This window comes from Lentilitoribacter sp. JB5-8, from assembly GCF_055693385.1.
In genome coordinates this window covers 369,122-392,671 of record NZ_CM146332.1, presented here as the reverse complement: position 1 = coordinate 392,671, position 23,550 = coordinate 369,122, and the positions used below count along the sequence as shown (strand labels likewise).

Below are 23,550 nucleotides of genomic sequence, written 5' to 3'. Positions count from 1 at the left end.
CGTCATCAGCAGCGCCCACAGCCGCTGATGAGAAACCCGCTTTGTCTGCTGACCCATCTAGCGCACCACCGTCATCAGCCCAAAACGAAAACGGTTCTGGTGGCTATCAGCCAAGTGAGCCGTTTACACGCGGAACGAAACGTCCTGGAGTATCCCGTTTTATTTCAGGTTCAAGGAGGCGCTAAAATGACAATTCATAAAGGCCGCGGATTTGCTTGTATTAACTACCCAATAGGTATGAATTTGGGTGGAGATCCCAGTCAGGCTTTGGTTCATTCCACGCCAGATGGAAAGTTCAAAGTCACGCTGTCGGCCATCGATTTAGGGCAGGGCATGAAATCAGTAACGCGTCAACTCGCTGCGGAGACTTTGGGTGTTCCAGTTGAGGATGTGTTCGTTGATACAGCTGATAGCGATACCGGGCCTCACGATATGGGATCCTTTGCGTCCCGTGGCACGCACCGCGTCGGTAATGCAGTTATCCAGGCATCTAAGGAAGCGCGTAATGTTATGCTTGAAGCGGCAGCTGAAGAGCTGGAGGTTAATGCGGGCGATCTTGATACTGATGGTCAGGGTAATATCCGTGTTAAAGGTGCGCCATCACGATCCATTGCTGTTTCAGACACGGCAATTGCTGCCCAATTTAAGCAAGGCCGGACGATTTCTGGCCGTGGAATTTTTCTCATTCCAATGTCAGATGTTGACCCCGATACGGGTGAGATGACACCAGTATCGTGTTTTGCCCACGCGGCGGTGGTTATTGATCTGCAGGTAGATGATGAGACCGGTGAAGTTGAAGTTCTAGAAGTAAATTCGGCCTATGAGCTTGGCCGTGCACTCAACCCAAAAATGGTGGAGCAACAACTTATTGGTGGTGCATGGATGGGCATTAGTCATGCGCTATATGAAACAACAGAACCTTATTATCCAAACCGTGATCATGGTCCCACTGATTTTAATCAATATTTGATGCCAGGTCCGGGTGAAATTGTACCTCACAATATTGCGGTGCTTGAACGTCCTGCGGAAGATGCGCCTTATGGCGGTAAAGGCCCGGGTGAGATGTGTGCCAACCCGCTTTTGCCGGGTATTGCAAATGCCGTTTATAACGCAATTGGTGTTCGCATCGATAAATTACCAATAACGCCTGAAAAAATCTTACGTGGAATAATGGCAAATGGAGGTGCTCGGCCACAAGGTTCATCGTGGCAATCTAGCCAGGGGATATCAACAACTTCGCAAAACCAAAATTATAACCAGACGTCGAGAAGTTGGTAAGCGATGGTTGTTAACAGCTCCATAGTTGGCATTGATTCACCGCAAAAATTGCGGGATGCGCTCAATGGTGCGCAATATATTGCTGATGATGAGTTGGCTACAGCAGGTTATTTGTCTTTGGCTTTGGGTAAGCCATTATTGCTTGAAGGCGAACCAGGCGTGGGTAAAACAGAAGCGGCGAAAGCCATTGCGTCTGTTCTTGGTAGGTCAGTGGTACGGCTACAATGTTTTGAAGGCATAGATGCATCCGCTGCACTTTATGAATGGAACTATCCACGCCAGATGCTAGCTATTCGCCAAGCTGGTGAGGAATATGTAAACATCTATGCAAATGAGTTTCTTCTAGAGCGTCCGCTTTTAGAAGCGTTAAATAATCCATCAGATACGGTTCTTTTGATTGATGAGATCGATCGTTCTGATCATGAATTTGAAGCTTTTTTGTTAGAGTTTTTATCAGATTTTCAAATCTCTATTCCGGAAACAGGAACTGTAAGGGCGAACTCTCGCCCTGTGGTTATGCTGACCTCCAACCGAACCCGTGAACTGCATGAAGCTTTGCGCAGGCGCTGTGTTTATCATTGGATTGATTATCCGCATCCCGATCTTGAAGCTCAGATTGTAATGGCGCGTGCAAGCTCAGTTGCTGAACATACAGCGCGTTCTGTTGTTGCAGCGGTTGGCGGCTTGCGTTCAGAAATGCTGACCAAGCCACCGGGTGTGGCTGAAACGATTGAATGGGCTGAGGCCGCGACACTACTCAATGGGCAAGGTGCAAATTGGCCAGAAGCGTTTAAGCGCTCGATCGGTGTTGCTCTTAAAGACCATGATGATTTGCAGCATGTAGCGCCTCAATTGAATTCGTTGATTGAAGGAGCCGTTGCATGAACATGTTATCTTTGCCACAAGCAGCACGACCTTTTGTCGAATTTCCTCAAATTTTACGCATGCATGGTTTTGTTGTCTCACCCGATCAAATCATATCATTTATCGAAGCTATTGGACTTTTGGGACCAAAGGATGTTTTGCAAATCCAACATGCTGGTTTGGCTATTTTTGCTGTCCCCAAAGAACGTCGTGCAGAATATGATGCACTATTTCGAGCGTATTTTATGGGTCAGACGATTGCTGCACCCGCCCAAAGCTCAGACGATGAGGAGCAAACCGACGCTTTTGAAGAGCGAGATGGTTCCATAGATGTAGAGATTGAAGAGGACGAAGACCCGCCAGGCGATCTTGCAAGCATTGGCGAGAAACTATCCATTCGTGATATTCAAACCATGTCTGATGAAGATGCGCTTAATAATTTTTCACGACGTGCGCGTCACTCTTGGCCGCAGCGAAAATCACTCCGTAGAACACCTACACGAAACGGAACGCAATTTGATATGCGCCGTTCATTGCGCGACGCAGTTAAGCGTGATGGCGAGATATTTGACCTTCGCGAAACCAAGCGCAAACAGCGGCAAAGATCTATCGTATTGTTGATCGATGTGTCTGGATCTATGAAAGATCGCTTGGATGAATCTTTGCAATTTGCTCATGCCTTGAAACAAGTTGGTGATCGCGTTGAGGTCTTTACTTTTGGTACGAGGCTTACCCGAATAACAAAGTCATTATCTGAGAAATCGCGCGAGCGAGCGCTGGAACGAGTTGGTCGGTTGGTTGCTGATATTGATGGCGGTACGCGGATTGGAGAAGCACTTGATGCGCTTTTAGCTGTCCCTCGTTATAAGGGCATTATGAGAGGCGCTGTGGTGGCGGTGCTTTCTGATGGGCTTGAACGTGGTAGCCCTGATCTGATGGTCGATTGTCTGTATCGTATGTCAAAGCTATCCTGGCGTTTGGAATGGCTAACGCCTCTTGCAAGTGATGGAAATTTTGTTCCACAGACAGAGGCCTTGGTTTTGTCTTCCCGCTATATCAATAACATTTCAGATGGAGGCTCTATTGCCTCAATCTGCGAGCATTTTCTTACACTTGGGAGAGCGGCATGATTGATGCGCATCATCATATTTGGCTTCAGAAAGATTTGCCATGGCTGCTCGGTCCAGAACAGCCACGTATTTTTGGGCCTTATGCAGATATCAAGCGGGACTATTTGATCGACGAATTCAAATCTGATCTTGCGGGAACTGGTATTGAAAAATCCGTTTATGTGCAGGCAAATTGGGCTCCTAACTGGGCAGCAGATGAAGCCGCATGGGTGCAAAAAGTTTCAGATAATGAAGGTCAGGGCTGGCCGCATGCAATCGTTGCTTATGCTGATTTCACAGTAGCTGATGTTCGCCCTCAGTTGGATAAGTTAGCCGCCTATCCACTTGTGCGCGGTATTCGTCAGCAATTTCATTGGCATGCTGAACCATCATACAGATTTGCTCCTCACGGGGGACTACCTGCAGACCCTACGGTACGCAAAAATATCGAGTATCTGGCCGAATACGGTTGGACGTTTGATTTGCAAGTTTTTGAGCAACAGATGATCGATGCTGCAGGACTAGCAGAAACTTGCCCTGATGTTGAATTTGTACTCCAGCATGCGGGGATGTTGACCGATAAAACGAAAGACAACCGCAGAAACTGGGAGCGAGGTATGAAACGCTTAGCTCAATGTCCAAACGTGAATTCGAAGGTGTCTGGTTTCGGCACATTCAACCATAAAGTCGATCAAAAATTTATCACAGACATGCTTCAGACAACGGTGGAAATATTTGGCGCGGAGCGTTGCCTTTATGGTTCAAACTTTCCGATTGAAAAGCTTTGGACGAGCTACAAGAAGCTCTTCAAAGCTTTTGAGAAAGCAGCGTCCACATTGAGCGAAGAAGATCAAAGGTCGGTGTTTAACGACACTGCTGAACGAATTTATCAATTGAAATAGTTATTTTGTACGGAGGAAATTATGGCATTAGAAATTCATGTACTTGATTATGGGGATATTGAACTGGAAACGAGTTTTTTGGTTTTAGGACACGAGTGCGGGCGGGCACGGCGCGTTCCAGTTTATGGCTTTTTAATTTTAGGTGGTGCTTACCCGGTTCTTGTTGATACAGGGTATCGCGATAACGCCATTATGGAATCGCTTGGTATGCGCGGTCTTCAATTTCATGACAATATGATTGAAAATCAACTTGCCAAACATGGTCTAAAACTTGGTGATATCCGTTACATACTGCATACGCATTTACACATTGATCACGCAGGTAAAGATGATCTCTTCCCGATGAATACAACGGTTGTGATCAATCGTCGTGAAATGGAATTCTCAGTTTCTGGCATCATGTATCCGCAGTATCCAAAACCAGATATCAAGCATTTGGTTGACCGTATTTATGAAGAGGAAGCTATGCGTTTCCTTGATTTGGAGATCACGGGCGCGGAAGAAATTATCCCCGGCGTTTGGTGCGAGGCTGCTGGTGCGCACACGGAAGGTTCGATGAATGTTATTGTTGAAACTGCAGAAGGACTAGCCTGTATTTGTGGGGACGTAATCTATGATTTCAACGACCAGATTGTGAACCATGTCTTTACAAATAATTATATGGAACCGCGCGTTACGGGTAATCATTCTGGTTCGAAACGTGAAGAAAAAGGAGCGATTAAGAAGCTTCTAACAAATTATAAGTTCCTGCTTCCGGTACATGATCGCCCTGCGAAAATAGAGAGCCAGCAGGTTGTTGCTCGTCTGGGTATGCAAGTCCCAGGACCACTGATTGAAACACTTCCCAAACGAAATTGGTTCCCGATGTAAGTCTGAAATATTGAAGCGATATCTTGGAGTTTAGTTATGGTTCATGAGGCGATAAAAACAACATTTAATAGTTTGATGAATGTTAATGCGCCAGTTGCAAAGTTGGGCACTGGATTCAGCTTCACAGAAGGGCCTATTTGGCACCCTGTGGAGCAATATTTGCTATTCTCTGATATGCCTGCGGATAAACGTAGACGCTGGGACCATTCTGGTGTTCAAGAAGTTTTACAATCCACTAATAAAGCCAATGGCATGACTTTTGACGCGGATCTGAATTTGATCATTTGTGAACATTCAACTTCGTCATTGGTTAAATTATCTCCTGATGGCAAACGCGAAGTTTTATGTTCGCATTTTGAAGGTCGGGAGCTTAATTCCCCTAATGATGTGATTGTGCGAAATGATGGCTCAATTTACTTCACGGATCCAACATATGGTCGGCTTGAATATTTTGGCGTTCCCAGAGAAACTCAGATGGGTTTTCAAGGTGTATATCGTCTGTCACCACATCATCGCCCCGGTGATGAGCCGGAACTTGTTTCTGATCGCTACACATTTACCCAGCCAAATGGATTATGTTTTTCGCCGTGTCAAAAATATATTTGGGTTAATGATACCGAACAGGCCAATATTAGGTTTTTTGAGATTGATGAGCATGGCCGCTTAATCAATGGACGCGTGTTTGCAAGCGGGATTTCGGATTATAATCTCAAGGGTCTGCCTGACGGCATGAAGTGTGATCAGGAAGGGAATATCTGGGTCACAGCACCCGGAGGGGTTTGGATTTATTCATTTCATGGAGAGCTGATTGGTAAGATCAAAGTGCCCGAGATGGTGGCTAATTTACATTGGGGTGGCTCGAACTGGAAAACGCTTTTCATGACATCTGAAACATCGCTTTATGCCGTCGAGACAAAGGTTTTACCGCGGCAGGAGCCGTTTATGCTTGCTGGTCAAAACCCACCGCCAGCGTTTCCAGATGCAATAGCACAAAAAGGGGCTGACAATTTGTCTGGTGATGGGTTGATGATTGACGCGGCACGAACGGTTCTTGTCATCCAAGACATGCAAAATGATGTGGTAATTGATGGGGGTGCATTTGCTGATAGTGGCTCGCCACAGCATGCAAGAGAGCAAAATGTCGTCGCCAATATCCAACGTTTGGCAGATGTTTGTCGCAGCAAAGGCGTGCTTGTCATTCACGTGCATTTTATTTGCGAAGTGGGGCACCCGGCGATGAAGAAAAATTCACCTTTGGTTGAGGGGGTAATTGGTGCAAATGCGCTTGTCCGCGGCACATGGGGTGGAGCGCCGGTCTCGGGACTTGAACCAAGGAATGGAGATCTTGTTGTTGAAAAAATGACGATGAGTGCTTGGGAATCGGGTCGATTGGAGAACTACATCAAGGGTGCTGGGCGAGATACGATTATTAATACAGGTGCTTGGACAAATATGTCGATTGAGCATACCGCGCGGACAGGTGCCGATAAGGGTTACTTCGTAATTACGCCAGAGGATGCCTGTTCGACCATGAATGCCGAATGGCACAATGCATCGATAAATTATGCGATGGGCAATGTGGCAAAAGTTACGAGAGTAGATGATGTGATTGGAGCACTACGCTAATGGAGATGATGAAGGGGCCCGGGATTTTTCTTGCGCAATTTGCGGGCGATCAAGCACCATTTAATTCACTTGTTGAAATCACAAAATGGGCTGCTGATCTGGGATATCGCGGTGTGCAAATTCCTTCGTGGGATAAGCGGCTATTTGATCTTGATAAAGCAGCTGACAGTCACATTTATTGTGATGAAGTTAAAGGTGTATGTGCTGATGCGGGTGTTGAGATCACGGATCTATCCACACACCTACAGGGTCAATTGATTGCGGTTCATCCCGCTTATGATGCAGGCTTTGATAGCTTTGCGCCCGAGCATTTACATGGAAACCCAAAAGAACGTCAGCGCTGGGCAGTGGATCAGTTGCTCAAAGCAGCGCGGGTCTCGCAACGTTTAGGGCTAACATCGCATGTTACATTTTCAGGCGCTTTGGCATGGCCTTTTGCTTATCCTTGGCCGCCACGGGGTGATGATGTTTTTGACCAGGCCTTTACTGAACTTGCAAAACGTTGGCGTCCAATTTTGGATGCATTTGATTCAGCAGGCGTTGATGTTTGTTATGAAATTCATCCTGGTGAAGACGTTTTTGATGGTGAAACATTTGAGCGTTTTTTAGACAAATTAGGCGGTCACAAACGTTGTATGATCAATTATGATCCCAGTCATTTCTTGTTGCAGTGTATGGATTATCTTGGGTTCATTGACGTTTATCACGAGCGCATCGGTGCCTTTCACGTCAAGGATGCTGAATTTAACCCATCGCCTTCGCAAGGGGTTTATTCTGGCTATGCGCCATGGAAACATAGGGCAGGGCGTTTTCGATCCTTGGGCGACGGGCAAGTAGATTTTAGATCGATATTCGCAAAAATGACCACGTATGATTATAAGAGTTGGGCTGTTCTTGAGTGGGAATGTGCACTTAAGCATCCAGAAGTTGGCGCGCGTGAAGGTGCTAAATTTATATCTGATCACATTATTCCACCCAGTGAACATGTCTTCGATGATTTTGCAGGTGCGGGTGTTGATAGTGACATGCGCAAAAAATGGTTGGGGCTCGAACGATGAACAGTTTTGTTGGACAGCAGCCACCGCGTAAACTTCGTCTCGGTATGGTTGGCGGTGGACAAGGCGCCTTCATTGGAGGTGTGCATAGATATGCTGCACGTTTGGACGATCAATTTGAATTCGTTGCCGGTGCACTTTCATCAACAGCTGAAAAATCGCTGGTCTCTGGGCAAGAATTGGGGTTGCAACCAGATCGCATTTATCCCGATTATAAAACGATGGCGGAGAAAGAGGTTTTGCGCGAAGATACAATTGATGTCGTGTCAATTGTAACGCCAAACCATATGCATTTTGCGGCCGCTGAAGCATTTCTGCAAAAAGGGATATCCGTCATTTGTGATAAGCCAATGACGAATACACTCATTGAAGCGCAGCGCCTTCATGATATTGCGCAGCGTTCAGGTGCTGCTTTCATTCTCACTCACAATTATTCAGGTTATCCGATGGTTCGTCAGGCGCGAGACATGGTATTATCTGGAGAACTTGGTGCCATCCGTGTTGTAAAGGCAGAATATGCCCAAGGATGGCTGTCTGAGCGGTTGGAGGAAACTGGTGCAAAACAAGCTGAGTGGCGAACTGATCCAACGCGTGCAGGAGCTGGCGGGTCTATCGGTGATATTGGAACGCATGCGTATCATTTGGCAAACTACGTCAGTGGATTGGAACCAGAGAGCCTAGCTGCTGATCTGGCCACCTTTGTGCCTGGGCGTGCACTTGACGATAATGCACATATTCTACTGCGCTATAAAGGTGGCGCGCGTGGAATGATTTGGTCAAGCCAAGTTGCGATTGGCAAAGAAAATGATCTTAGATTGCGCATCTATGGTGAAAAAGGTGCGCTCGAATGGATGCAGGAAGAGCCCAATTTACTGTGGTATACGCCGCTGAATGAGCCAATGCGTAAGTTAACGCGAAGTGGGCCATCTCTTTCGGATGCTGCCATGCGCGTGAGCCGAATTCCTGCCGGGCATCCAGAAGGATATCTTGAAGGGTTCGCGACGATTTATTTGGAAGCAGCTCGAATAATTCGTGCAATGCAAAACAAGCAGAGCCCTGAAGCTGCTGCCCACGTTCCAACGTCAGAAGATGGTGTGATGGGTGTTTCGTTTATAGAGGCTTGTGTACGCTCTCATCAACAAAACACATCCTGGGTGCGATTATAGAACCCACCTTTGAGCTAGTTTTCAATATCGAAGACTTGCACACGGGACCACAAGTGTTTGCATCGTTGTAAGAACTCCTCGTGGTGCTGCCCGATCTGATAAAGATTATGATCTTGAGTGCTGTCAAAACTAACGACGCAGCCATAATCATAACTGTTGTCGACCACATCTCGATCGGTACGAGCTGGTTCACCAATTATAAATTGGCGAACATTTGGATCTTTCATCAAGTGATTTAGACCCTGTCGAAAAGTTTCGCGATCCTGTTGCGATGAAGATTTCCAGAGCCAGAAGAAAACAGTATGAGTATGCATGAAATCTATCCTTCATTATCCCATTTGTTTTAACTTTGATGGGTAGGCTTACACCATTTCTCAGCGTCTGATTAAAGCGCTAGTCCTCTCGTCTTTTCAATTTGCCTGTGTCAGGTTCAGGGAGATTTTGACAGGAGATGTGTTGCGATGTTGAACGGTAAAAGCCTTGTTGCGGGGGAATGGATGGAGGGGACTTCAACTTTTGTAAACGAGGTTGTTGAAGGTATTCCAGATCAATTTTCATTAGGCAATTCAAAACTCGTCGATAATGCTGCAAATGCCGCGCAAGACGCGTTTCAAAGTTATGGCTTTTCAAGTCGATCCAAACGCGCTGCATTTTTAAAAACAATTGCGAATGAAATAGAATCCCTTAAGGATAAAATCATTAAGCAAGGCGCAAAGGAAACGGGATATGCCCATACGCGTTTAGAAGGTGAGATGGGTCGAACATGCATGCAACTTAGATTGTTTGCAGACTACATCGAGCACGATGATTATTTAGATCTACGACATGAAACAGCTGACCCTCATAGATCGCCACTTCCCAAACCTGATTTGAAATTGGTACAGCGTCCTATTGGGCCGGTTGGCGTATTTGGCGCCTCAAATTTCCCACTCGCGTTTTCAACCGCTGGAGGGGATACTGCTGCTGCTCTTGCCGCGGGGTGCCCGGTTGTTGTCAAAGCGCATGCAGCACATGCAGGGGTTTGTGATTTGGTTGCGCAGGCGATTCTTGAAGCAATCAAACGTCATAATTTACATCCGGGAGTGTTTTCTCAAATCCAAGGTAGTGATCGTTCAATTGGAGAAGCGCTTGTGCAACATCCCCATATCAAAGCTATCGGGTTTACCGGATCAACAATTGGTGGTCGTGCATTATTTAATTTATGTGCTGCACGCCCAGAACCTATTCCGTTTTTCGGTGAGCTTGGGTCTGTTAATCCCGTTTTTATTCTGCCGCACACGCTTATTTCTAAATCTGAAGAAATTGCTGCGACATGGGTTCAATCATTAATCTTGGGTGCTGGTCAGTTTTGCACCAATCCTGGGATCGTTGTTGCGATTAAAAATTCTGATACCCAAAAGTTTATTGAAAGTGCTGTTGCAAATGTGACCATGCAAGATGAGCAGATTATGTTAACGACACAAATTGCTCGTTCATATCAGCAAGGGCAACAAAGTTTGGCTGATAATCCGCATGTCGATACGCTCTATCGAGGTCTATCTGGGGGGCGCTATGGTGCGCCGGCGATTTTTAGTACAAGTGTCAAGAATTGGCTACATGACAAAAGCCTTCAAGAGGAGGTGTTTGGCGCAACTGCACAAATTGTTTTAGCGGAAGATGAGGGTGAGGTCCTGCAATTTGCGCGTCAAATAACCGGGCAATTGACCTGCGCTATTCACCATGAATATGGCGATGCAGCGTTGGTACGTAAGTTGCTGCCAATACTGGAGCAAAAAGCTGGTCGTCTTTTGTCAAATGGGTTTCCAACGGGGGTTGAAGTGTCCCATGCGATGGTTCATGGCGGCCCCTATCCTGCGTCAACAAATTTTGGCGCGACATCTGTGGGAACGTTATCCATTCGGCGCTTTTTACGCCCTGTGTCGTACCAAAATTTCGATTGGCCAATGATTGAATATACTAAGTTGCAATAATGATTTTCTATCAGTTCATCCTACCTAAAAGATGTTGCGGATAGTTATGTGTCTGAGCCAGTATTAGAACTCTTAACGATCTGTCGTTGGTGAGCGTAAAGTCACAATCAAAACACTAATCTTGTTGCCGAGCTATGCGGAGCATTAGGCGTCGCGTGATCAGCTGAATGAAGGTAATTTGGTTGGCTGTATACTTATTGATCCGTTCTCTCAGCATAGGTGATAGGTGGCAAGGCTGGTGCTATACGATCCCCAGCGTAAGGACGAGGAGCAAGAAGCTTAGCAAGACATTGGCCTCCAATCACGTCGTATCCATTTCAGGCATGATGATATCGAGAAGAATTGCATCAAAATTGCCCTCAAATAGCATCGTTAATGCTTGAGTTCCGTTTTCCGCTACTTCTGCTTGGTGCCCGAGTGCTTGAACCGCCCTGCTGAGTTTTTTTCTATTGATTAGATTGTCGTCAACAACAAGAATATTAGCCTTGTTTCCAACACTCTCATCATACACGCGTTGATCCAACTCAAAAGCCTCCAAAGGTCCGCGAGCATACACGTATGTTTTCTTTTATTTTCAACGCGAATTCTCAGTAACTGCACCTTAGGAAAATACCTAGGTTTGTCAATCAACATCTGCTCTTGGCACCAACCCAACACCCTGCTCCAAAAAGTGCAAGGGTCAGTGACTGTGCTAGAAGTATAAGAGAATTTCGATTGGTTAGACAATAAGTCATCCAATACTCTTTAAGCTATTTGTACCAAATGATTGGGCGTATTGATATCTTTGTAAAGATAATGTTCATGCCATAATAATTGCTGAACTTGAGGAATTGTTGAAATAATTGATACAAGCTTCTGTGAAGAAGTCCACAATCTGTTTCGAAGGTCCGGATATTACACCTACCGAAAGAGACAAATTGGGTATGTTACATGAAATAGGTACACATGCGAGACGTCCATTTGCATATGTTTCATCTATAAGTGGCCGCATGTTTAGTATTGCACATCCCAAGTTTTCACCAACCATAGAACGCACCATTTCAGTTTGGGTAACGGATGCGACAATATTAAGTTTTGTTTGCTCTGTAGTTTCAAGCAATTGGCGGTAGTAATCAGATGCTGTGGGACGATTTAGAATAATTAAAGGTTCTTTTTTGACATCCTCCAGTGTCACAGATTTTCTACTTGCGAACGGGTGGGATGTTGAGCAAAGGCAATATGCAGGTGCTTGAATAAGTTCTGTGACTTTAATCTGAGGCGATGGCACGTCAGAAACAAACAAGATTGCATCATAGTTTCCGTTAAGTAATTCAGATTGTGCCTGATCATTATCACACTCATCAAGGATTACTTTTAATTGTGGATTTTTTTCTAAGATTGGCTTTAAAATCGCCGGTATAAAAGCCGGAGAAATTGGTGCGTAATAACCAATTTTCAAGAACCCGCCAAGTTGAGTATGCTTTTTGCTATTTGTCGCTAGAACCGCTTCGTAGTGTTCGAGTAACTTTTCCATACTTTGAAGAACCTCGCGACCAGCGCTAGTCGTTATGATGCCACGAGAGCGAGTCCTTGTTACCAATTTTATGCCAAATACAGATTCAGCGTGATCTATTGCACTCGCTACAGCAGAAGCAGCTACATTCAGCTCTTTAGCAGCAGCAGCTATGTTTTTATAACGCATAGCTGTGCTCACATATTTCATTGCCTTGATTGAAATACTCATAGCTCAAATTCCTTACAACTATCATTCAACTAATAAACAGATTTAATTGGTCATTTAAAACTGTTTTTCAAAGATAGGAATTTTTGTCAATGTATAGAAAACCATTCAGGGAGATTTAAATGTCTGATGCAAGCGAACAAAAACCGTCACTTCCAGGTTGGAATTATACTCCTAAAGTGCCGCTTTCAATTTCACCTTTATTTCAATGGCCATGGCGCCCACTGGCGATCATAAGGTGGATCTGGGATAGTTGGTTTTTAATCTCTGAACGCCTAATTTTGGTTGCTGTGGCATTTATCAGCTTGTTGTGGTTTCAGCCGACATTGGAAACAACACAAGAACTGGAAATTGGCTGGATTGTAGGGCTTTGGGCACGAAATATCATTTTGTTGACACTTGTGGCTGGTGGTCTTCACGTTTATTTTTACAAATGGAACGCACAGGGAAAAAACTTAAATATGACCAGCGCCCATTGATGGTGAACGGGAAACAGTTCTCGTTGGGTGGGCAAATCAGAGATAATATGTTCTGGTCTTTGGGTAGTGGTGTCACGATCTGGACAGCTTATGAAGTACTGATGTTCTGGTCGATGAGCAATGGATATGCACCTGTTCTTACATGGGCAGCCAACCCATTTTGGTTTGTCGCTTTATTTGCTTTGATACCGCTTTGGGAAAGTTTTTATTTTTATTGGATTCATCGCTTATTGCATTGGCCACCTCTTTATAAGCGTGTGCATTCTGTCCATCATCGCAACATTAATGTGGGTCCATGGTCAGGTAATTCCATGCACCCGATCGAGCAAATCATTTATTACGGCTCTGTGATGATCCACTTTTTCATACCCGCAAATCCTGTCCATATTTTGTATCATCTGCAATATATCGTGTTAACAGCCGCATCAACGCATACAGGGTTTGAAGGACTAGTGGTTAAGGATCAAAATCGCCTTAATCTTGGAACGTTTCATCATCAAATGCACCACCGCTATTTTGAGTGTAACTATGGCAGTTTGGAAGTGCCGTGGGATGCTGTGTTTGGCTCGTTTCATGATGGAACAAAAGAAGCCAATGAAAAAATGAAAGAACGTCGAATAAGGATTATGGGCAAATGAGTTCCAAGGCATTAACAGTATACGATTTAAAGGCGTTAAAAGGTGTTCAACAAATCTCTTTCGTTCAGGTTGCGCGTATTGAAGAGGCCATTGCTGCCAGCACTGCTGGTATTGATATGATTGGTACGGGTTTTCGTCCCGAAACAAGTGAGTTTGCCCGCGCTGTTCCTAATTCTCATTTTCAATATGGTTTGAAATGGGGACAACATTCCAATGAATCTGAAGCCTTAAGAGGCGCAATGGAGGCGATGGAAGCTGGTGCGCAATCTATCTATTGTGCCATGAGCCCTCAAATAATTGAAGTCCTTGCGCGTGAGGGGGTGCCGGTAATTGCACATGTCGGCTTAGTTCCTCCAAAAGCCACGTGGACCGGTGGTTTTAAAGCCGTTGGAAAGACCTACGATCAAGCCATCCAGGTTTGGACTGAGACCAAAGCATTTGAGAATGCAGGTGCATTTGCAGTTGAGATGGAAGTCGTGCCTTCGGATCTTGCCGAGCTAATCACTCAACGTACAAAGATGTTAACAATATCGCTTGGATCCGGTGCAAAATGTGATGTTCAATATTTGTTTTCTGCTGACTTGCTGGGAGAAAATACCGGACATTTTCCGCGTCATGCAAAAGCGTATCGTAACTTTGCAAAAGAACGTGAGCGTCTGCAAAACGAGCGAATAGATGCTTATCGCGAGTATATTTCGGATGTCCAGAATGGATCGTTTCCTGAGAAGAAACACCAAATATTTATGAAAAATGATGATCTTGAATTGTTTCAAAAAGCTATCGATAGCCAATCCTGACAGTTAATTTATCTAGGATAAAAAATGCCAAAAATTAAATATATTGAGCACGATGGTCGCTCAAAAATTGTCGATGTACCAGTGGGGTCCACTCTTATGGAGGGAGCTCGTCAGAACAACATTGAAGGAATTGAAGCGGAGTGTGGTGGCGCATGTGCTTGCGCAACATGTCACATTTATCTTGACGTTACTTTTCAAGAGATTGTTCCATTAATGGATCAGGCTGAACAAGATATGCTTGATTTTGCTATCGATCGCGATCCTCAACGTTCGCGCCTGTCTTGTCAGATTAAAGTAGTCGACGAAATGGATGGTATGGACATCCATCTACCTGAAACTCAAATGTAGTTTGAAAAGGACTTTAGTGTGGGTGGAGTTGTAATAGTTGGTGCAGGTCAAACAGGTTCATCCTTGGCTGGTAAACTGCGTTCTTTGGGGTACGCAGACAATATTACTTTGATTGGCGAAGAATCCGCTGAACCCTATCAACGTCCGCCACTGTCAAAAGCGTATCTGTTGGGTCAGATGCCTGTTAATCGCATGTATTTGCGAAGTTCTAAGTATTGGGATGACGGACAACTGCATATACTAGATACTATTGCATCTGAGATAGCACAGTTTTCAAATCAAATTTTAAGTGCTTTAAAAGGATTTACTAATACCTAAGCGCACATTAAATGCAGTGTTTTTAGCGCTATTATAACTCACTTCACCGCCACCAAATAACTTTGTTGTTTTATCAAGATTTTTTGCAAAATTTGCGCCAACAAATCCACGAACAACATTTTTGTCGCCACCAGTGTCAAACGTTGTCGTTGTTGTCAAAAGCGATGCAGTCGCGGTATTTTTACCCATTATAAAAGAGCCCTCTGCTCCGACATAAGGTCGAAACATAACTGTATCACCGTTTACTGTATTAAAATCTGCAATCAAATCGATCTGCGCATTGGCGAGTGCATAATGAACAGAACGCGCATTTACCGACACGTTGCTTGAAGATCCCGTTTCAGAATATTCATCAAGAAAAACACCTTTATAACCGAAGCCAACACTGGGGATGAACGTCTTGTCGCCAATGTCTGTTTCTTTGGAGAACTTTATTTCTGGCTGGATAAAATAACCATTATATTCTGCTTTAGCAGTTTCATTGCCACCAGAAATTGATCGATCTGAATTAAATTGCATCATGCCGGCCGTGATATTGTAATCAACAGCTATCTCATTTTGATGATAGCGGCCATAAACACCGCCGAATAATGAGCTGGAGTCGATAGTCTGACCATCGGTGACATTGACCGTGATTTCACCGAGGCCCGCGCCAGCATGGATACCAAATAAATTACCATCTGATGATCGCCAATCAATGCCGCCCAAAACGCCAGCGGAATAGGCTGTTGTTTCAGCAAGCGTTGAGGTTTCTTCTTGAAAGGAACCTGCACCCCACAAGGAAACCCAAGCATTACGATCAACAAAATTACTCATGACACCATAACCAAAACCATCAATGTCTTCTGGTGTTTGAACGCTTGCATTTTCAGGTGTTTGGAAAATGCTTCCCGCTTGTGCACCAACCAGCGATGATGCCGCAGAAGCCACATCAGCAACAGCATCATCAATAATATTGATGGACGATGTGTCAGCCTGAACGACTGTTTTATCAACAACTGCACCAAGGGCAGATGCAAATTTGATATTATCCGGCGTATTGGTAAATTCTAGTGTGTTACTCAAACCTACAGCAAAATTGACAGTGTCTTTGGTTCCATCCCAATCAATCTTACCTATAATGCTTGATCCGGCTTCGATGTTAATTGTGTCTGCAGCTGAATTGCCAAGGTAGATGGCTGTACCGGACGCACCTTTTGTGGATGTTATTGCACCCGAATTGGTGATCGTGGCGTTCGTCGCATCAGTAGCACGAGATATAAAAATTGGAGTCTTAGCCTGAATTGTTCCAGCATTGTTTAGGTTCTCAATACCCCCGCTATACGTTCTGATACCTAAATTGTTAGAAACAATTTCTCCGCTTTTTTCATTTGTCAAAGATTTGATTTCTGAAGACGCGTTGATACTGAAGTCTGTCGTTCCTTCAATCTTCCCTGAATTGGTTAAACTCGTAATATAGCTGCCACTACTCACACCAGTGTGACCTGAAATAGTACCAGTATTTGTTAATTGTCCAATACCCTTTGTTACCCGCACTGCGGCATAGTCAACATCCTCACCACCTGTAATAGTGCCAGCATTTTCCAAAGTAGATAAAACACCATTCACATATATGGCATATTGTGTGTCAGATACTTTTGCGTCGGCTTCGATTTTAGCGCCGGCATTATTGACGATTTTGCCTATGTTTACATCGAAATATATTCCGTGATTTGCAGTTCCAGTAATAATCCCAGAATTTACAAAATTTTCGACCACTCCGCCGTCAAATATTACACCTGTTTTTCCTGTTATAACACCCGTCGAACTATTGTTGAATGAAGTAAACGTACCTGTAGATTTATCTTGAAACCCAACAAGTCCACCGAATAGATTTCCATGATTTGTAAACGTTTTATCGGGACTAGAACCACCGTTTAAATAGTGCACTGCTTCATATTGAGTTGCGCTAATTGTTGCTCCGACTTCATTGACAAAAGTAGTCACGCCACCAAAGGCAGCTACACCAGTTATTGCGGCGCTGATTGTACCGGAATTTGAGAAAGAACCAATGGCATATGAATGGACCCCACTTCCCCCTACCGATGTTATTGAACCCGAATTTACTAAGCTGCTTAATGTAGAACCTCGGGTATCAATGCCATCGTGCTCGCGATCAGAAGATGTTGACTCAATTGTGCCATTGTTATTGATCGAAACAGTTGGCCCGGATGTGCCAGCTCCAACTGCGTCACCTGAGCCATTTGATATGCTTCCGCCAGACGTAACAATCAGATTGTCGCCATCGTTTAAAGATATGGAGACATTTGGCATATTAACAGTTACATCTCCAGCAAACACTGTTTTTGCCGATATTATAAGAGCAACCGCTGTTGATGCCTTGAGCAATATCTGTCTTTTTTTTGTTGTTATAGTCACGATACCTTCGCCCCCGAAATAAGCTTAACAAATTAATAATGTTGGATTATCGCGTGCGAACTCAGCCATCAATTGCCCGAAAGTATGAGTTAGATAAGTTTTTTAATAAAGTGATTGCCAATTGGGGATATGGTTAATAGTTTTGCGCATAAATTTCGGGGGAATTATGCAAAATTCAAAGTTAGAACAGCTGTCTTTTTGGCAACTCATATATTTTGGTGTTTTAACCACACCGTTAGCCATGGGCGGGCTGGCATTGGTGATTTACATCCCAACATTTTATGCGATTGATTTGGGGCTTGGCCTTACTGCGGTTGGCGCAATTTTTGTCTTTGGACGGGTATTTGATGTTGTGACAGACCCAATGATTGGGCATTTTAGTGATCAAACACGATCAAAACTAGGCCCTAGAATTCCATGGATGATCATTGGCGCACCATTTTTTTGCCTATCTGTATGGCTGTTGTTATCGCCTCCAAATGACATCGGATTATTTTATCTTGTTCTTGTGAGTGCTGCTTATTTTTTCTTCTATACAATTGTTGATGTTCCATACTCATCCATAGGCTTGGAAATCTCAAAAAAGGTGCATGAGAGATCACTTCTGGCGAGTTCAAAAGCGGTCTTTCAAGTCATTGGGGCGATTGCTGCAGCCTCAATTCCATTTGCTTTAGCTCTTACCATTCCTATGTCACTTGACCTCATTGCAAAAATCATCATCGTCCTTGTAATCATGGGACTTTTAGTATTTTTGCTCTTTGTCCCACGAAATCAACGTTCTGTTATAGCTCCTCGAATTGGTTTCATTGATGGATGTAAGTTTGTTCTCAAGCGCCGTGTTTTTCGATATTTGGTTAGCTCTTTTGTAGTCATTCAATCCGCGAATGCTCTGACCGCCGGCCTTATGGTTTTATATGTGACACATGTTATTGAAAAACCCGAATTGATTGGCGCATTTCTTGGGCTATTATTCCTTTCAACAGCTTTGTTTTTACCTCTATGGGTGGTTCTCTCGAAGAGATTTAACAAAAAGACATCATGGATGATATCAATCATCTTCTGCTCACTTGGCTTGGGTTTTTCCTTTTTCTTAGGTGCAGGTGACACTATTGGTTTTATGATCCTTTGCATCATTATCGGCGCAGCATTTGGGTGTGATGCAATCATGCCCACATCTATCCTTGCAGACATAGTATCTGAAACCGAAAGAGATGGAGAGAACCGTTTTGGCGGCACATTTTTAGCCATCAAAAACGCCACATCTAAACTTACATTCATTGTACCCATGGGTTTAGCATTTCCCATGCTCGAATATGTTGGATTTCAAAAAGAGCAACAAAATGATCCGGGTCAAATTTTAACGTTAATTATCTTCTTTGCAGCTATCCCAATTGCTCTTAGGTTATCAGCCCTATGGGTCATCAAAGCAACTCCAATTACGGCGGCAGAACTGACATTACACAATGGCTGAAACAACCCCATTTGATAATTATGATTTAACTGATGTTCGTGTTGAAGAAGCTCGGCTTTTAAAGGGTGGCGCATTAAGATCAGCAAACATGGTGATGTATATCGTGATCGCAACGACAATATTATTGTTGCTATCTGAACGCTGGCCAGAAGCTGTGATATGGTTTTGTGCGGCATCTACGATGATCGGTATCACAGTTCTTTACGCCCGATTTATGTGTGTTGATGGCATCAATCGGCAAAATGTTGGATCTTATCTGAGTTGGCACTTAATGCTAACATTTACAACTGGGGCTGTATGGGGCGCATTTGCTATATATACCACGGACCCAATGTCGCCGTTTCATATTCTTATTTCCAGTTTTTCAATTATCTGCATTACCTTGGGCGGTATGATGCGTGGTGCTGTCTATAGGCCAGGATATGTGGTTTTATTGGTTCCCGCACTTATTCCCTTCGGGCTTTATCTAATGTTGGAAGGTGACGCGCACGCCAAGGTCATAGGGTTTGGATATTTTATCTATTTTGCCTTTGGTTATTATATGAGCAGGCCGATGAATAGCGTGGTTCGTGACGGCGTTGTGGCACAGATTAATCGTGATGCTGCACAAAAGCTTATTGAGCATCAGCAGGAAATTAAGCGCCTGAATGAGGAGAAAATTCGGCTCATGGCATCTATAAGTCATGACATGACGCAGCCATTGATTGCTCAGCGACATTTTCTAGATTCTTTAAGTGCAAAAACCAAGACAAATGATCAAAAACAGCTACTCGCAAAGCTTGAGGACGTGCATGATAGCCAGGAGCAACTGTTGCGGCAACTTGTCGAACATAGCCAATTGGAACGTTCAGAGATTATTGTTAAAAAGGAAGTATTTGAACTCTCGTTACTCCTAGAAAAATTGGCTGACGAATTTACTAATCGAATAACGGAAAAGGCTTTTAATTTTCAAATTGAACTCACGCCTTGTGAAGTAAATACTGATCCACTTTTGGTAACCCGTATTGTGCGAAATCTATTGTCTAATGCGATGAAATACACCCCGGTGGGTGGTCATATCATGCTGACCTGCCAACTTGAGCCCGATGGCATACAAATTATGGTCGCAGACAACGGGCCAGGAATTGCCGAGCATGAACAAGAAGATATATTTAAGGAATATTTCAGACTTGAAAACCATGAAAATATTTCAGGGCTTGGTTTGGGACTTTCAATTGTACGTAAACTTGCTGAAATTTTAAATGGGTCTATTTCATTACAATCCGAAGCTGGGATAGGAACAAGATTTTACTTTAAATTGGACCAAAATATAATTGCGCAAGGCTATGAAAAAATGCGGCCTGAAGTTGCTGTTAAAACCCCTGTGGTCCTTGTTATCGGGCAAAATGAAAGGAAAGAATTTGGTGGTTGGGAAAACGTCACTTCAATTTGGCTATGGCGATGTTTTAAGATTGACAATCTGGGCGAAGTCGAAGGGCTTTTATCGACCATAAACCTCGTTCCCGATTTGATCGTCATTGACAATCTTGCTGATAAGAATTTTGACCCTAGCAGTATCAGGGATATAAAAGGGATGGCAAAAAAAGACATCCCAATCATTATATTTGATAGCGATAATGACGAAGTAAAAATCACTGATCTTAATGTAACCCACTTACCAGCTAATCATTCAGTGTCTGAATTCAAAAAATATACCGAAGAAGTTATGGCAGGTTTAAATAATACCTAGTTCCCTTGCACGCTTAACGCATGCCGTTCTTTTTTTAACACCAAATTCATTGAATATAGACTGCAAATGGGATTTCACAGTGTTCTCAGAAATCGATAATGATTGCGCAATTTCCCGATTACTCAGCCCCTCTGCAGTTAATTTTAAAACTTCGAGTTGGCGCATACCCAGAGATGGAATTTTTAATGCAGATGAATTTAAGTTTAAGGTTTCATGAGGACATTTTTGGGCAATAATTGTATTAATTGCCAAGGTGTCAAAATTAATGCTGCGCAAGCAAGTACGGATGGTTAAACTAAATTTTTCAATCCCAGCCGTTTTATGAACAAATGCTGATGCTCCCATTTTAACCAGATTTTCCTCAGATAATGAATTATCTTCGATAATTCCTGACGTGATAATTACGGGTGTTAAGTTACCATTGGCCCGTAATGCAGTTATGAGCGCGAGCCCATTCATACCTTTCATCGCCATATCAGAAATGATCAAGTCAAACTTTTGACCAGAATTTATTTTTTCAATCAAAGCCTTCGCATTCGTAAAGCTGATTGGCTGATAGGTGTTTGATATATTGCGCACCACGTCGCAAAGACCTTCGGCAAAAATCTCATGATCGTCAATGATCGCAATTTTAGTTGAGGCACTCATCATACCGACCACAATATATCGGGAACCAGAATTCTTGAATGATTTATGCTAAAAATTTCCCTCATTTTAAACCGATCATTTTATTGTATTTATAGGCCTAATTCGAGCCAGCTTGCTCGCGTGGTGATCACTAATGTTTTTTGCAATGCTCTGCAACCACACGAAAGTATGAGTGAATACACGTTTGTGTGAGTTTAAATTCGCAATTTGAACGCCGACCAACGCTATTTGCGACTTGAAGAGAACATTCAATCGGGGGATTTTGGTCGTACAGTTTCTGCTTTTGGCAAGAGCGCGACATTTCATTTGCAATCAATAAGTCTGCATTGAACGAAAAAGCACACAAGCAAGATCCGAAACCAAACAATGAAAACCAAACCACATATCGCGCTCTTAAAAAGTGCAAGGTTCAGTGACTATGCTACCGGTGTGCTAGAAATCGTGTATTTATGGGGCGTAGCCATTAGTTTGAAAACTATATTGTAGCCGCACATCTGAGCACCGTTGACTTATCCCGACCTTAAAAACGGGCTCTGTCGCAATGTTTAACTCGATAAAATTAACAAGCAAAAAGCGCTTCGTTGCTCACTTGTTAAATAGCCATGCTTATGCGCATTTTTTTAAATCAAAGTTATATATCTTGAAATTCCCGCGCCCACTATCTTTTGCCTCATAAAGAGCTTCGTCAGCGGCTTTCATCAAGCCTTCAATTGTAGACGCGTCTCTGGGCCAGAGCGAAACACCAACACTAGCACCAATCAATGCATCGCCACCCTCAAATGGAATTTTCTTACTAACACTTTCGATGATTTTTTCACTAATGAGTTTGATCTGCTCAGCATCATCAATATTTGGAAGCAACACCGTAAACTCGTCGCCACCCACGCGAGCTGCAATGCCCTTTTCTTCGACAACGCTTTTAATACGGTTAGCCGCAGTCTTTAAAACCAGATCACCAACTTGGTGACCGTAGGTATCATTTACAAATTTGAATTTGTCCAGATCTATACAAAGTGCAGCGCAACTATCATACCTATGATTATTGATGATATTCGCCAACACGGTGTCAAAATTTAATCTGTTAGGCAGAGAGGTTAGAGGATCATGTTGCGCTAAGAACCTATTATTTTCTTCACTCTTATGTAATCTTAGATGCGCATTCCCATGCATGATGCAGATCAATACCAACACTAAAGTCATAATTGCCAGTGAGCCTGATGCAACACTTATTGTGTTACTCCAAATATTGTACCAAGGTGAGTTAGTTGTCCAACTAGCAACAAGAACTGGACTCAAATCAGTCGTATGCAGATCCAGATATGATCTATCCGATGCTCCGAGTTTTGATGAATGAATTTTGAAGCCGTTCAATTCCAGTTTCTGACCAATATCATTAATCATCGCCGACGTGATCGGCTTGAAAGTCAACAACGTGGATACTTTTCCATCTGCCAGTCTAAGCTCATTGTCTGGAACAATTGCCTGGACAGCAACCATGCCCAAAACACCATTTACCTGCCTAATCCCAATTGTATGAATGGACGATTGAGAATGAACTGGGTGCGCATTCAAATGAAAGCCTGCCTCATCAGCAACACGGTTTGTGAGGTAGTTATCCTGTGCTTGCGTAATTAAATTCAAATTCTCATCTACGATAGCTTGCCCATCGGAGGCATCCTGTACAGAGTGTTGAAAAGCGAATGCGCTTGATTTATTATCGGGCGAGACAATGATGGAATACTCAACACCAAAATCTTCCCACAGCCAACTTGCAACTTTTTCCCGCATGAAACTATCATGTTGTTTGTGTTGAATAGCTTTGACCGTCTCATCCCAATGAGAAATATTTGATTGATCATGCGCCAAAATTTCCATGTGATGCTCAAGCTCACCATTGACCAAATTCTGTTCTGATATCAATCGAATATCTGATGCAACTTTGCTTGCCGTATTAAGTACAAAAAGATTACTGACCACAAATATAACAAAAATTGCGATTGATAGGCCGATTAGCGGCATTATGGCTTTTTTATATGATCCTGAATTTGTTAAACGCATCACTTTGCCCCTTTTTCAGTGGAGCAACGATAAAACAAAGAAATGAAATATCGGATAATTCTGTTGGTTAGCAAAATTTTAATAAG

21 protein-coding genes and 1 pseudogene are annotated in these 23,550 nt (G+C 43.5%); 16 read left to right on the top strand and 6 right to left on the bottom strand.

The window, feature by feature from the left end; translation table 11 throughout:
- Positions 1-186 precede the first annotated feature (186 nt).
- From ACZ1GZ_RS01905 to ACZ1GZ_RS01870, 8 genes and pseudogenes are all read left to right on the top strand, one after another.
- A pseudogene (locus ACZ1GZ_RS01905) lies at positions 187-1,197 on the top strand (xanthine dehydrogenase family protein molybdopterin-binding subunit); the annotation flags it as partial.
- A gap of 84 nt (positions 1,198-1,281) precedes the next feature.
- Positions 1,282-2,163 carry an AAA family ATPase gene (locus tag ACZ1GZ_RS01900; protein ID WP_472666733.1) on the top strand — a complete coding sequence of 294 codons (882 nt, stop codon included), beginning with the start codon at positions 1,282-1,284 and terminating at the stop codon, positions 2,161-2,163.
- Positions 2,160-3,272, top strand: a complete 1,113-nt coding sequence (locus tag ACZ1GZ_RS01895) for a vWA domain-containing protein (RefSeq protein WP_472666732.1) — start codon at positions 2,160-2,162, stop codon at positions 3,270-3,272. The genes ACZ1GZ_RS01900 and ACZ1GZ_RS01895 overlap by 4 nt, the downstream gene beginning before the upstream one ends.
- The gene (locus ACZ1GZ_RS01890) at positions 3,269-4,153 is read left to right on the top strand and encodes an amidohydrolase family protein (RefSeq protein ID WP_472666731.1); all 885 of its coding nucleotides are present in this window, start codon (positions 3,269-3,271) and stop codon (positions 4,151-4,153) included. The genes ACZ1GZ_RS01895 and ACZ1GZ_RS01890 overlap by 4 nt, the downstream gene beginning before the upstream one ends.
- A gap of 21 nt (positions 4,154-4,174) precedes the next feature.
- Complete coding sequence (locus ACZ1GZ_RS01885) at positions 4,175-5,023, top strand: N-acyl homoserine lactonase family protein (RefSeq protein ID WP_472666730.1); 849 nt, start codon at positions 4,175-4,177, stop codon at positions 5,021-5,023.
- Between the two features lie 36 nt (positions 5,024-5,059).
- Positions 5,060-6,649, top strand: a complete 1,590-nt coding sequence (locus ACZ1GZ_RS01880; protein ID WP_472666729.1) for an isochorismatase family protein — start codon at positions 5,060-5,062, stop codon at positions 6,647-6,649.
- An 8-nt stretch (positions 6,650-6,657) separates the two neighbouring features.
- Positions 6,658-7,707, top strand: coding sequence for a sugar phosphate isomerase/epimerase family protein (locus ACZ1GZ_RS01875; protein WP_472668212.1), 1,050 nt, complete (start codon positions 6,658-6,660; stop codon positions 7,705-7,707).
- Complete coding sequence (locus tag ACZ1GZ_RS01870) at positions 7,704-8,870, top strand: Gfo/Idh/MocA family protein (protein WP_472666728.1); 1,167 nt, start codon at positions 7,704-7,706, stop codon at positions 8,868-8,870. Before ACZ1GZ_RS01875 ends, ACZ1GZ_RS01870 begins: the two co-directional genes overlap by 4 nt.
- 14 nt (positions 8,871-8,884) lie before the next feature.
- Here ACZ1GZ_RS01870 and ACZ1GZ_RS01865 read toward each other — a convergent pair whose 3' ends face one another.
- A complete protein-coding gene (locus tag ACZ1GZ_RS01865; RefSeq protein WP_472666727.1) occupies positions 8,885-9,184 on the bottom strand; it encodes a Dabb family protein in 300 nt (99 codons plus the stop codon).
- 147 nt (positions 9,185-9,331) lie between these two features.
- On the opposite strand from ACZ1GZ_RS01865, the gene ACZ1GZ_RS01860 reads away from it, so the two are divergent.
- Complete coding sequence (locus ACZ1GZ_RS01860) at positions 9,332-10,840, top strand: aldehyde dehydrogenase (NADP(+)) (protein ID WP_472666726.1); 1,509 nt, start codon at positions 9,332-9,334, stop codon at positions 10,838-10,840.
- A 301-nt stretch (positions 10,841-11,141) separates the two neighbouring features.
- On the opposite strand, the gene ACZ1GZ_RS01855 is transcribed toward ACZ1GZ_RS01860, so the two are convergent.
- On the bottom strand, positions 11,142-11,351 hold the full coding sequence (locus tag ACZ1GZ_RS01855; protein ID WP_472666725.1) for a response regulator: 210 nt from the start codon (positions 11,349-11,351) through the stop codon (positions 11,142-11,144).
- 288 nt (positions 11,352-11,639) lie between these two features.
- A complete protein-coding gene (locus ACZ1GZ_RS01850; protein WP_472666724.1) occupies positions 11,640-12,563 on the bottom strand; it encodes a LysR family transcriptional regulator in 924 nt (307 codons plus the stop codon).
- A gap of 119 nt (positions 12,564-12,682) precedes the next feature.
- Here ACZ1GZ_RS01850 and ACZ1GZ_RS01845 point away from each other — a divergent pair, with 119 nt between their 5' ends.
- Genes ACZ1GZ_RS01845 through ACZ1GZ_RS01825 form a run of 5 tightly spaced genes read left to right on the top strand, consistent with a single transcriptional unit; the run spans position 12,683 to position 15,140 of the window.
- Positions 12,683-13,039 (top strand): hypothetical protein, encoded by a 357-nt coding sequence (locus ACZ1GZ_RS01845; protein ID WP_472666723.1) that lies wholly within the window; start codon positions 12,683-12,685, stop codon positions 13,037-13,039.
- Positions 13,039-13,677 carry a sterol desaturase family protein gene (locus tag ACZ1GZ_RS01840; protein ID WP_472666722.1) on the top strand — a complete coding sequence of 213 codons (639 nt, stop codon included), beginning with the start codon at positions 13,039-13,041 and terminating at the stop codon, positions 13,675-13,677. Before ACZ1GZ_RS01845 ends, ACZ1GZ_RS01840 begins: the two co-directional genes overlap by 1 nt.
- A complete protein-coding gene (locus ACZ1GZ_RS01835) occupies positions 13,674-14,474 on the top strand; it encodes a 3-methyl-2-oxobutanoate hydroxymethyltransferase (protein ID WP_472666721.1) in 801 nt (266 codons plus the stop codon). The genes ACZ1GZ_RS01840 and ACZ1GZ_RS01835 overlap by 4 nt, the downstream gene beginning before the upstream one ends.
- 24 nt (positions 14,475-14,498) lie before the next feature.
- The gene (locus ACZ1GZ_RS01830; RefSeq protein WP_472666720.1) at positions 14,499-14,822 is read left to right on the top strand and encodes a 2Fe-2S iron-sulfur cluster-binding protein; all 324 of its coding nucleotides are present in this window, start codon (positions 14,499-14,501) and stop codon (positions 14,820-14,822) included.
- A gap of 18 nt (positions 14,823-14,840) precedes the next feature.
- Positions 14,841-15,140: an FAD-dependent oxidoreductase gene (locus tag ACZ1GZ_RS01825; RefSeq protein ID WP_472666719.1), complete on the top strand. Its 300-nt coding sequence runs from the start codon at positions 14,841-14,843 to the stop codon at positions 15,138-15,140.
- Here ACZ1GZ_RS01825 and ACZ1GZ_RS01820 read toward each other — a convergent pair.
- Positions 15,117-17,558: an autotransporter outer membrane beta-barrel domain-containing protein gene (locus ACZ1GZ_RS01820; RefSeq protein WP_472666718.1), complete on the bottom strand. Its 2,442-nt coding sequence runs from the start codon at positions 17,556-17,558 to the stop codon at positions 15,117-15,119. The genes ACZ1GZ_RS01825 and ACZ1GZ_RS01820 overlap by 24 nt on opposite strands.
- A 166-nt stretch (positions 17,559-17,724) precedes the next feature.
- Here ACZ1GZ_RS01820 and ACZ1GZ_RS01815 point away from each other — a divergent pair, with 166 nt between their 5' ends.
- Both ACZ1GZ_RS01815 and ACZ1GZ_RS01810 read left to right on the top strand, forming a co-directional pair.
- Positions 17,725-19,029, top strand: coding sequence for an MFS transporter (locus tag ACZ1GZ_RS01815; RefSeq protein WP_472666717.1), 1,305 nt, complete (start codon positions 17,725-17,727; stop codon positions 19,027-19,029).
- Complete coding sequence (locus ACZ1GZ_RS01810) at positions 19,022-20,758, top strand: sensor histidine kinase (RefSeq protein ID WP_472666716.1); 1,737 nt, start codon at positions 19,022-19,024, stop codon at positions 20,756-20,758. Before ACZ1GZ_RS01815 ends, ACZ1GZ_RS01810 begins: the two co-directional genes overlap by 8 nt.
- Here the strand turns inward: ACZ1GZ_RS01810 and ACZ1GZ_RS01805 are convergent.
- Positions 20,744-21,406 (bottom strand): response regulator, encoded by a 663-nt coding sequence (locus ACZ1GZ_RS01805; RefSeq protein ID WP_472666715.1) that lies wholly within the window; start codon positions 21,404-21,406, stop codon positions 20,744-20,746. The two genes, ACZ1GZ_RS01810 and ACZ1GZ_RS01805, sit on opposite strands and share 15 nt — an antisense overlap.
- Positions 21,407-22,012: 606 nt before the next feature.
- Positions 22,013-23,464 (bottom strand): diguanylate cyclase domain-containing protein, encoded by a 1,452-nt coding sequence (locus ACZ1GZ_RS01800; protein WP_472666714.1) that lies wholly within the window; start codon positions 23,462-23,464, stop codon positions 22,013-22,015.
- Positions 23,465-23,550: the final 86 nt, after the last annotated feature.

Coding starts and splice junctions, on each gene's coding strand:
- ACZ1GZ_RS01900 (WP_472666733.1), top strand. CDS start 1,282: ATGGTTGTTAACAGCTCCATAGTTGGCATTGATTCACCGCAAAAATTG.
- ACZ1GZ_RS01895 (WP_472666732.1), top strand. CDS start 2,160: ATGAACATGTTATCTTTGCCACAAGCAGCACGACCTTTTGTCGAATTT.
- ACZ1GZ_RS01890 (WP_472666731.1), top strand. CDS start 3,269: ATGATTGATGCGCATCATCATATTTGGCTTCAGAAAGATTTGCCATGG.
- ACZ1GZ_RS01885 (WP_472666730.1), top strand. CDS start 4,175: ATGGCATTAGAAATTCATGTACTTGATTATGGGGATATTGAACTGGAA.
- ACZ1GZ_RS01880 (WP_472666729.1), top strand. CDS start 5,060: ATGGTTCATGAGGCGATAAAAACAACATTTAATAGTTTGATGAATGTT.
- ACZ1GZ_RS01875 (WP_472668212.1), top strand. CDS start 6,658: ATGAAGGGGCCCGGGATTTTTCTTGCGCAATTTGCGGGCGATCAAGCA.
- ACZ1GZ_RS01870 (WP_472666728.1), top strand. CDS start 7,704: ATGAACAGTTTTGTTGGACAGCAGCCACCGCGTAAACTTCGTCTCGGT.
- ACZ1GZ_RS01865 (WP_472666727.1), bottom strand. CDS start 9,184: ATGCATACTCATACTGTTTTCTTCTGGCTCTGGAAATCTTCATCGCAA.
- ACZ1GZ_RS01860 (WP_472666726.1), top strand. CDS start 9,332: ATGTTGAACGGTAAAAGCCTTGTTGCGGGGGAATGGATGGAGGGGACT.
- ACZ1GZ_RS01850 (WP_472666724.1), bottom strand. CDS start 12,563: ATGAGTATTTCAATCAAGGCAATGAAATATGTGAGCACAGCTATGCGT.
- ACZ1GZ_RS01845 (WP_472666723.1), top strand. CDS start 12,683: ATGTCTGATGCAAGCGAACAAAAACCGTCACTTCCAGGTTGGAATTAT.
- ACZ1GZ_RS01840 (WP_472666722.1), top strand. CDS start 13,039: ATGGTGAACGGGAAACAGTTCTCGTTGGGTGGGCAAATCAGAGATAAT.
- ACZ1GZ_RS01835 (WP_472666721.1), top strand. CDS start 13,674: ATGAGTTCCAAGGCATTAACAGTATACGATTTAAAGGCGTTAAAAGGT.
- ACZ1GZ_RS01830 (WP_472666720.1), top strand. CDS start 14,499: ATGCCAAAAATTAAATATATTGAGCACGATGGTCGCTCAAAAATTGTC.
- ACZ1GZ_RS01815 (WP_472666717.1), top strand. CDS start 17,725: ATGCAAAATTCAAAGTTAGAACAGCTGTCTTTTTGGCAACTCATATAT.
- ACZ1GZ_RS01810 (WP_472666716.1), top strand. CDS start 19,022: ATGGCTGAAACAACCCCATTTGATAATTATGATTTAACTGATGTTCGT.
- ACZ1GZ_RS01805 (WP_472666715.1), bottom strand. CDS start 21,406: ATGAGTGCCTCAACTAAAATTGCGATCATTGACGATCATGAGATTTTT.
- ACZ1GZ_RS01800 (WP_472666714.1), bottom strand. CDS start 23,464: ATGCGTTTAACAAATTCAGGATCATATAAAAAAGCCATAATGCCGCTA.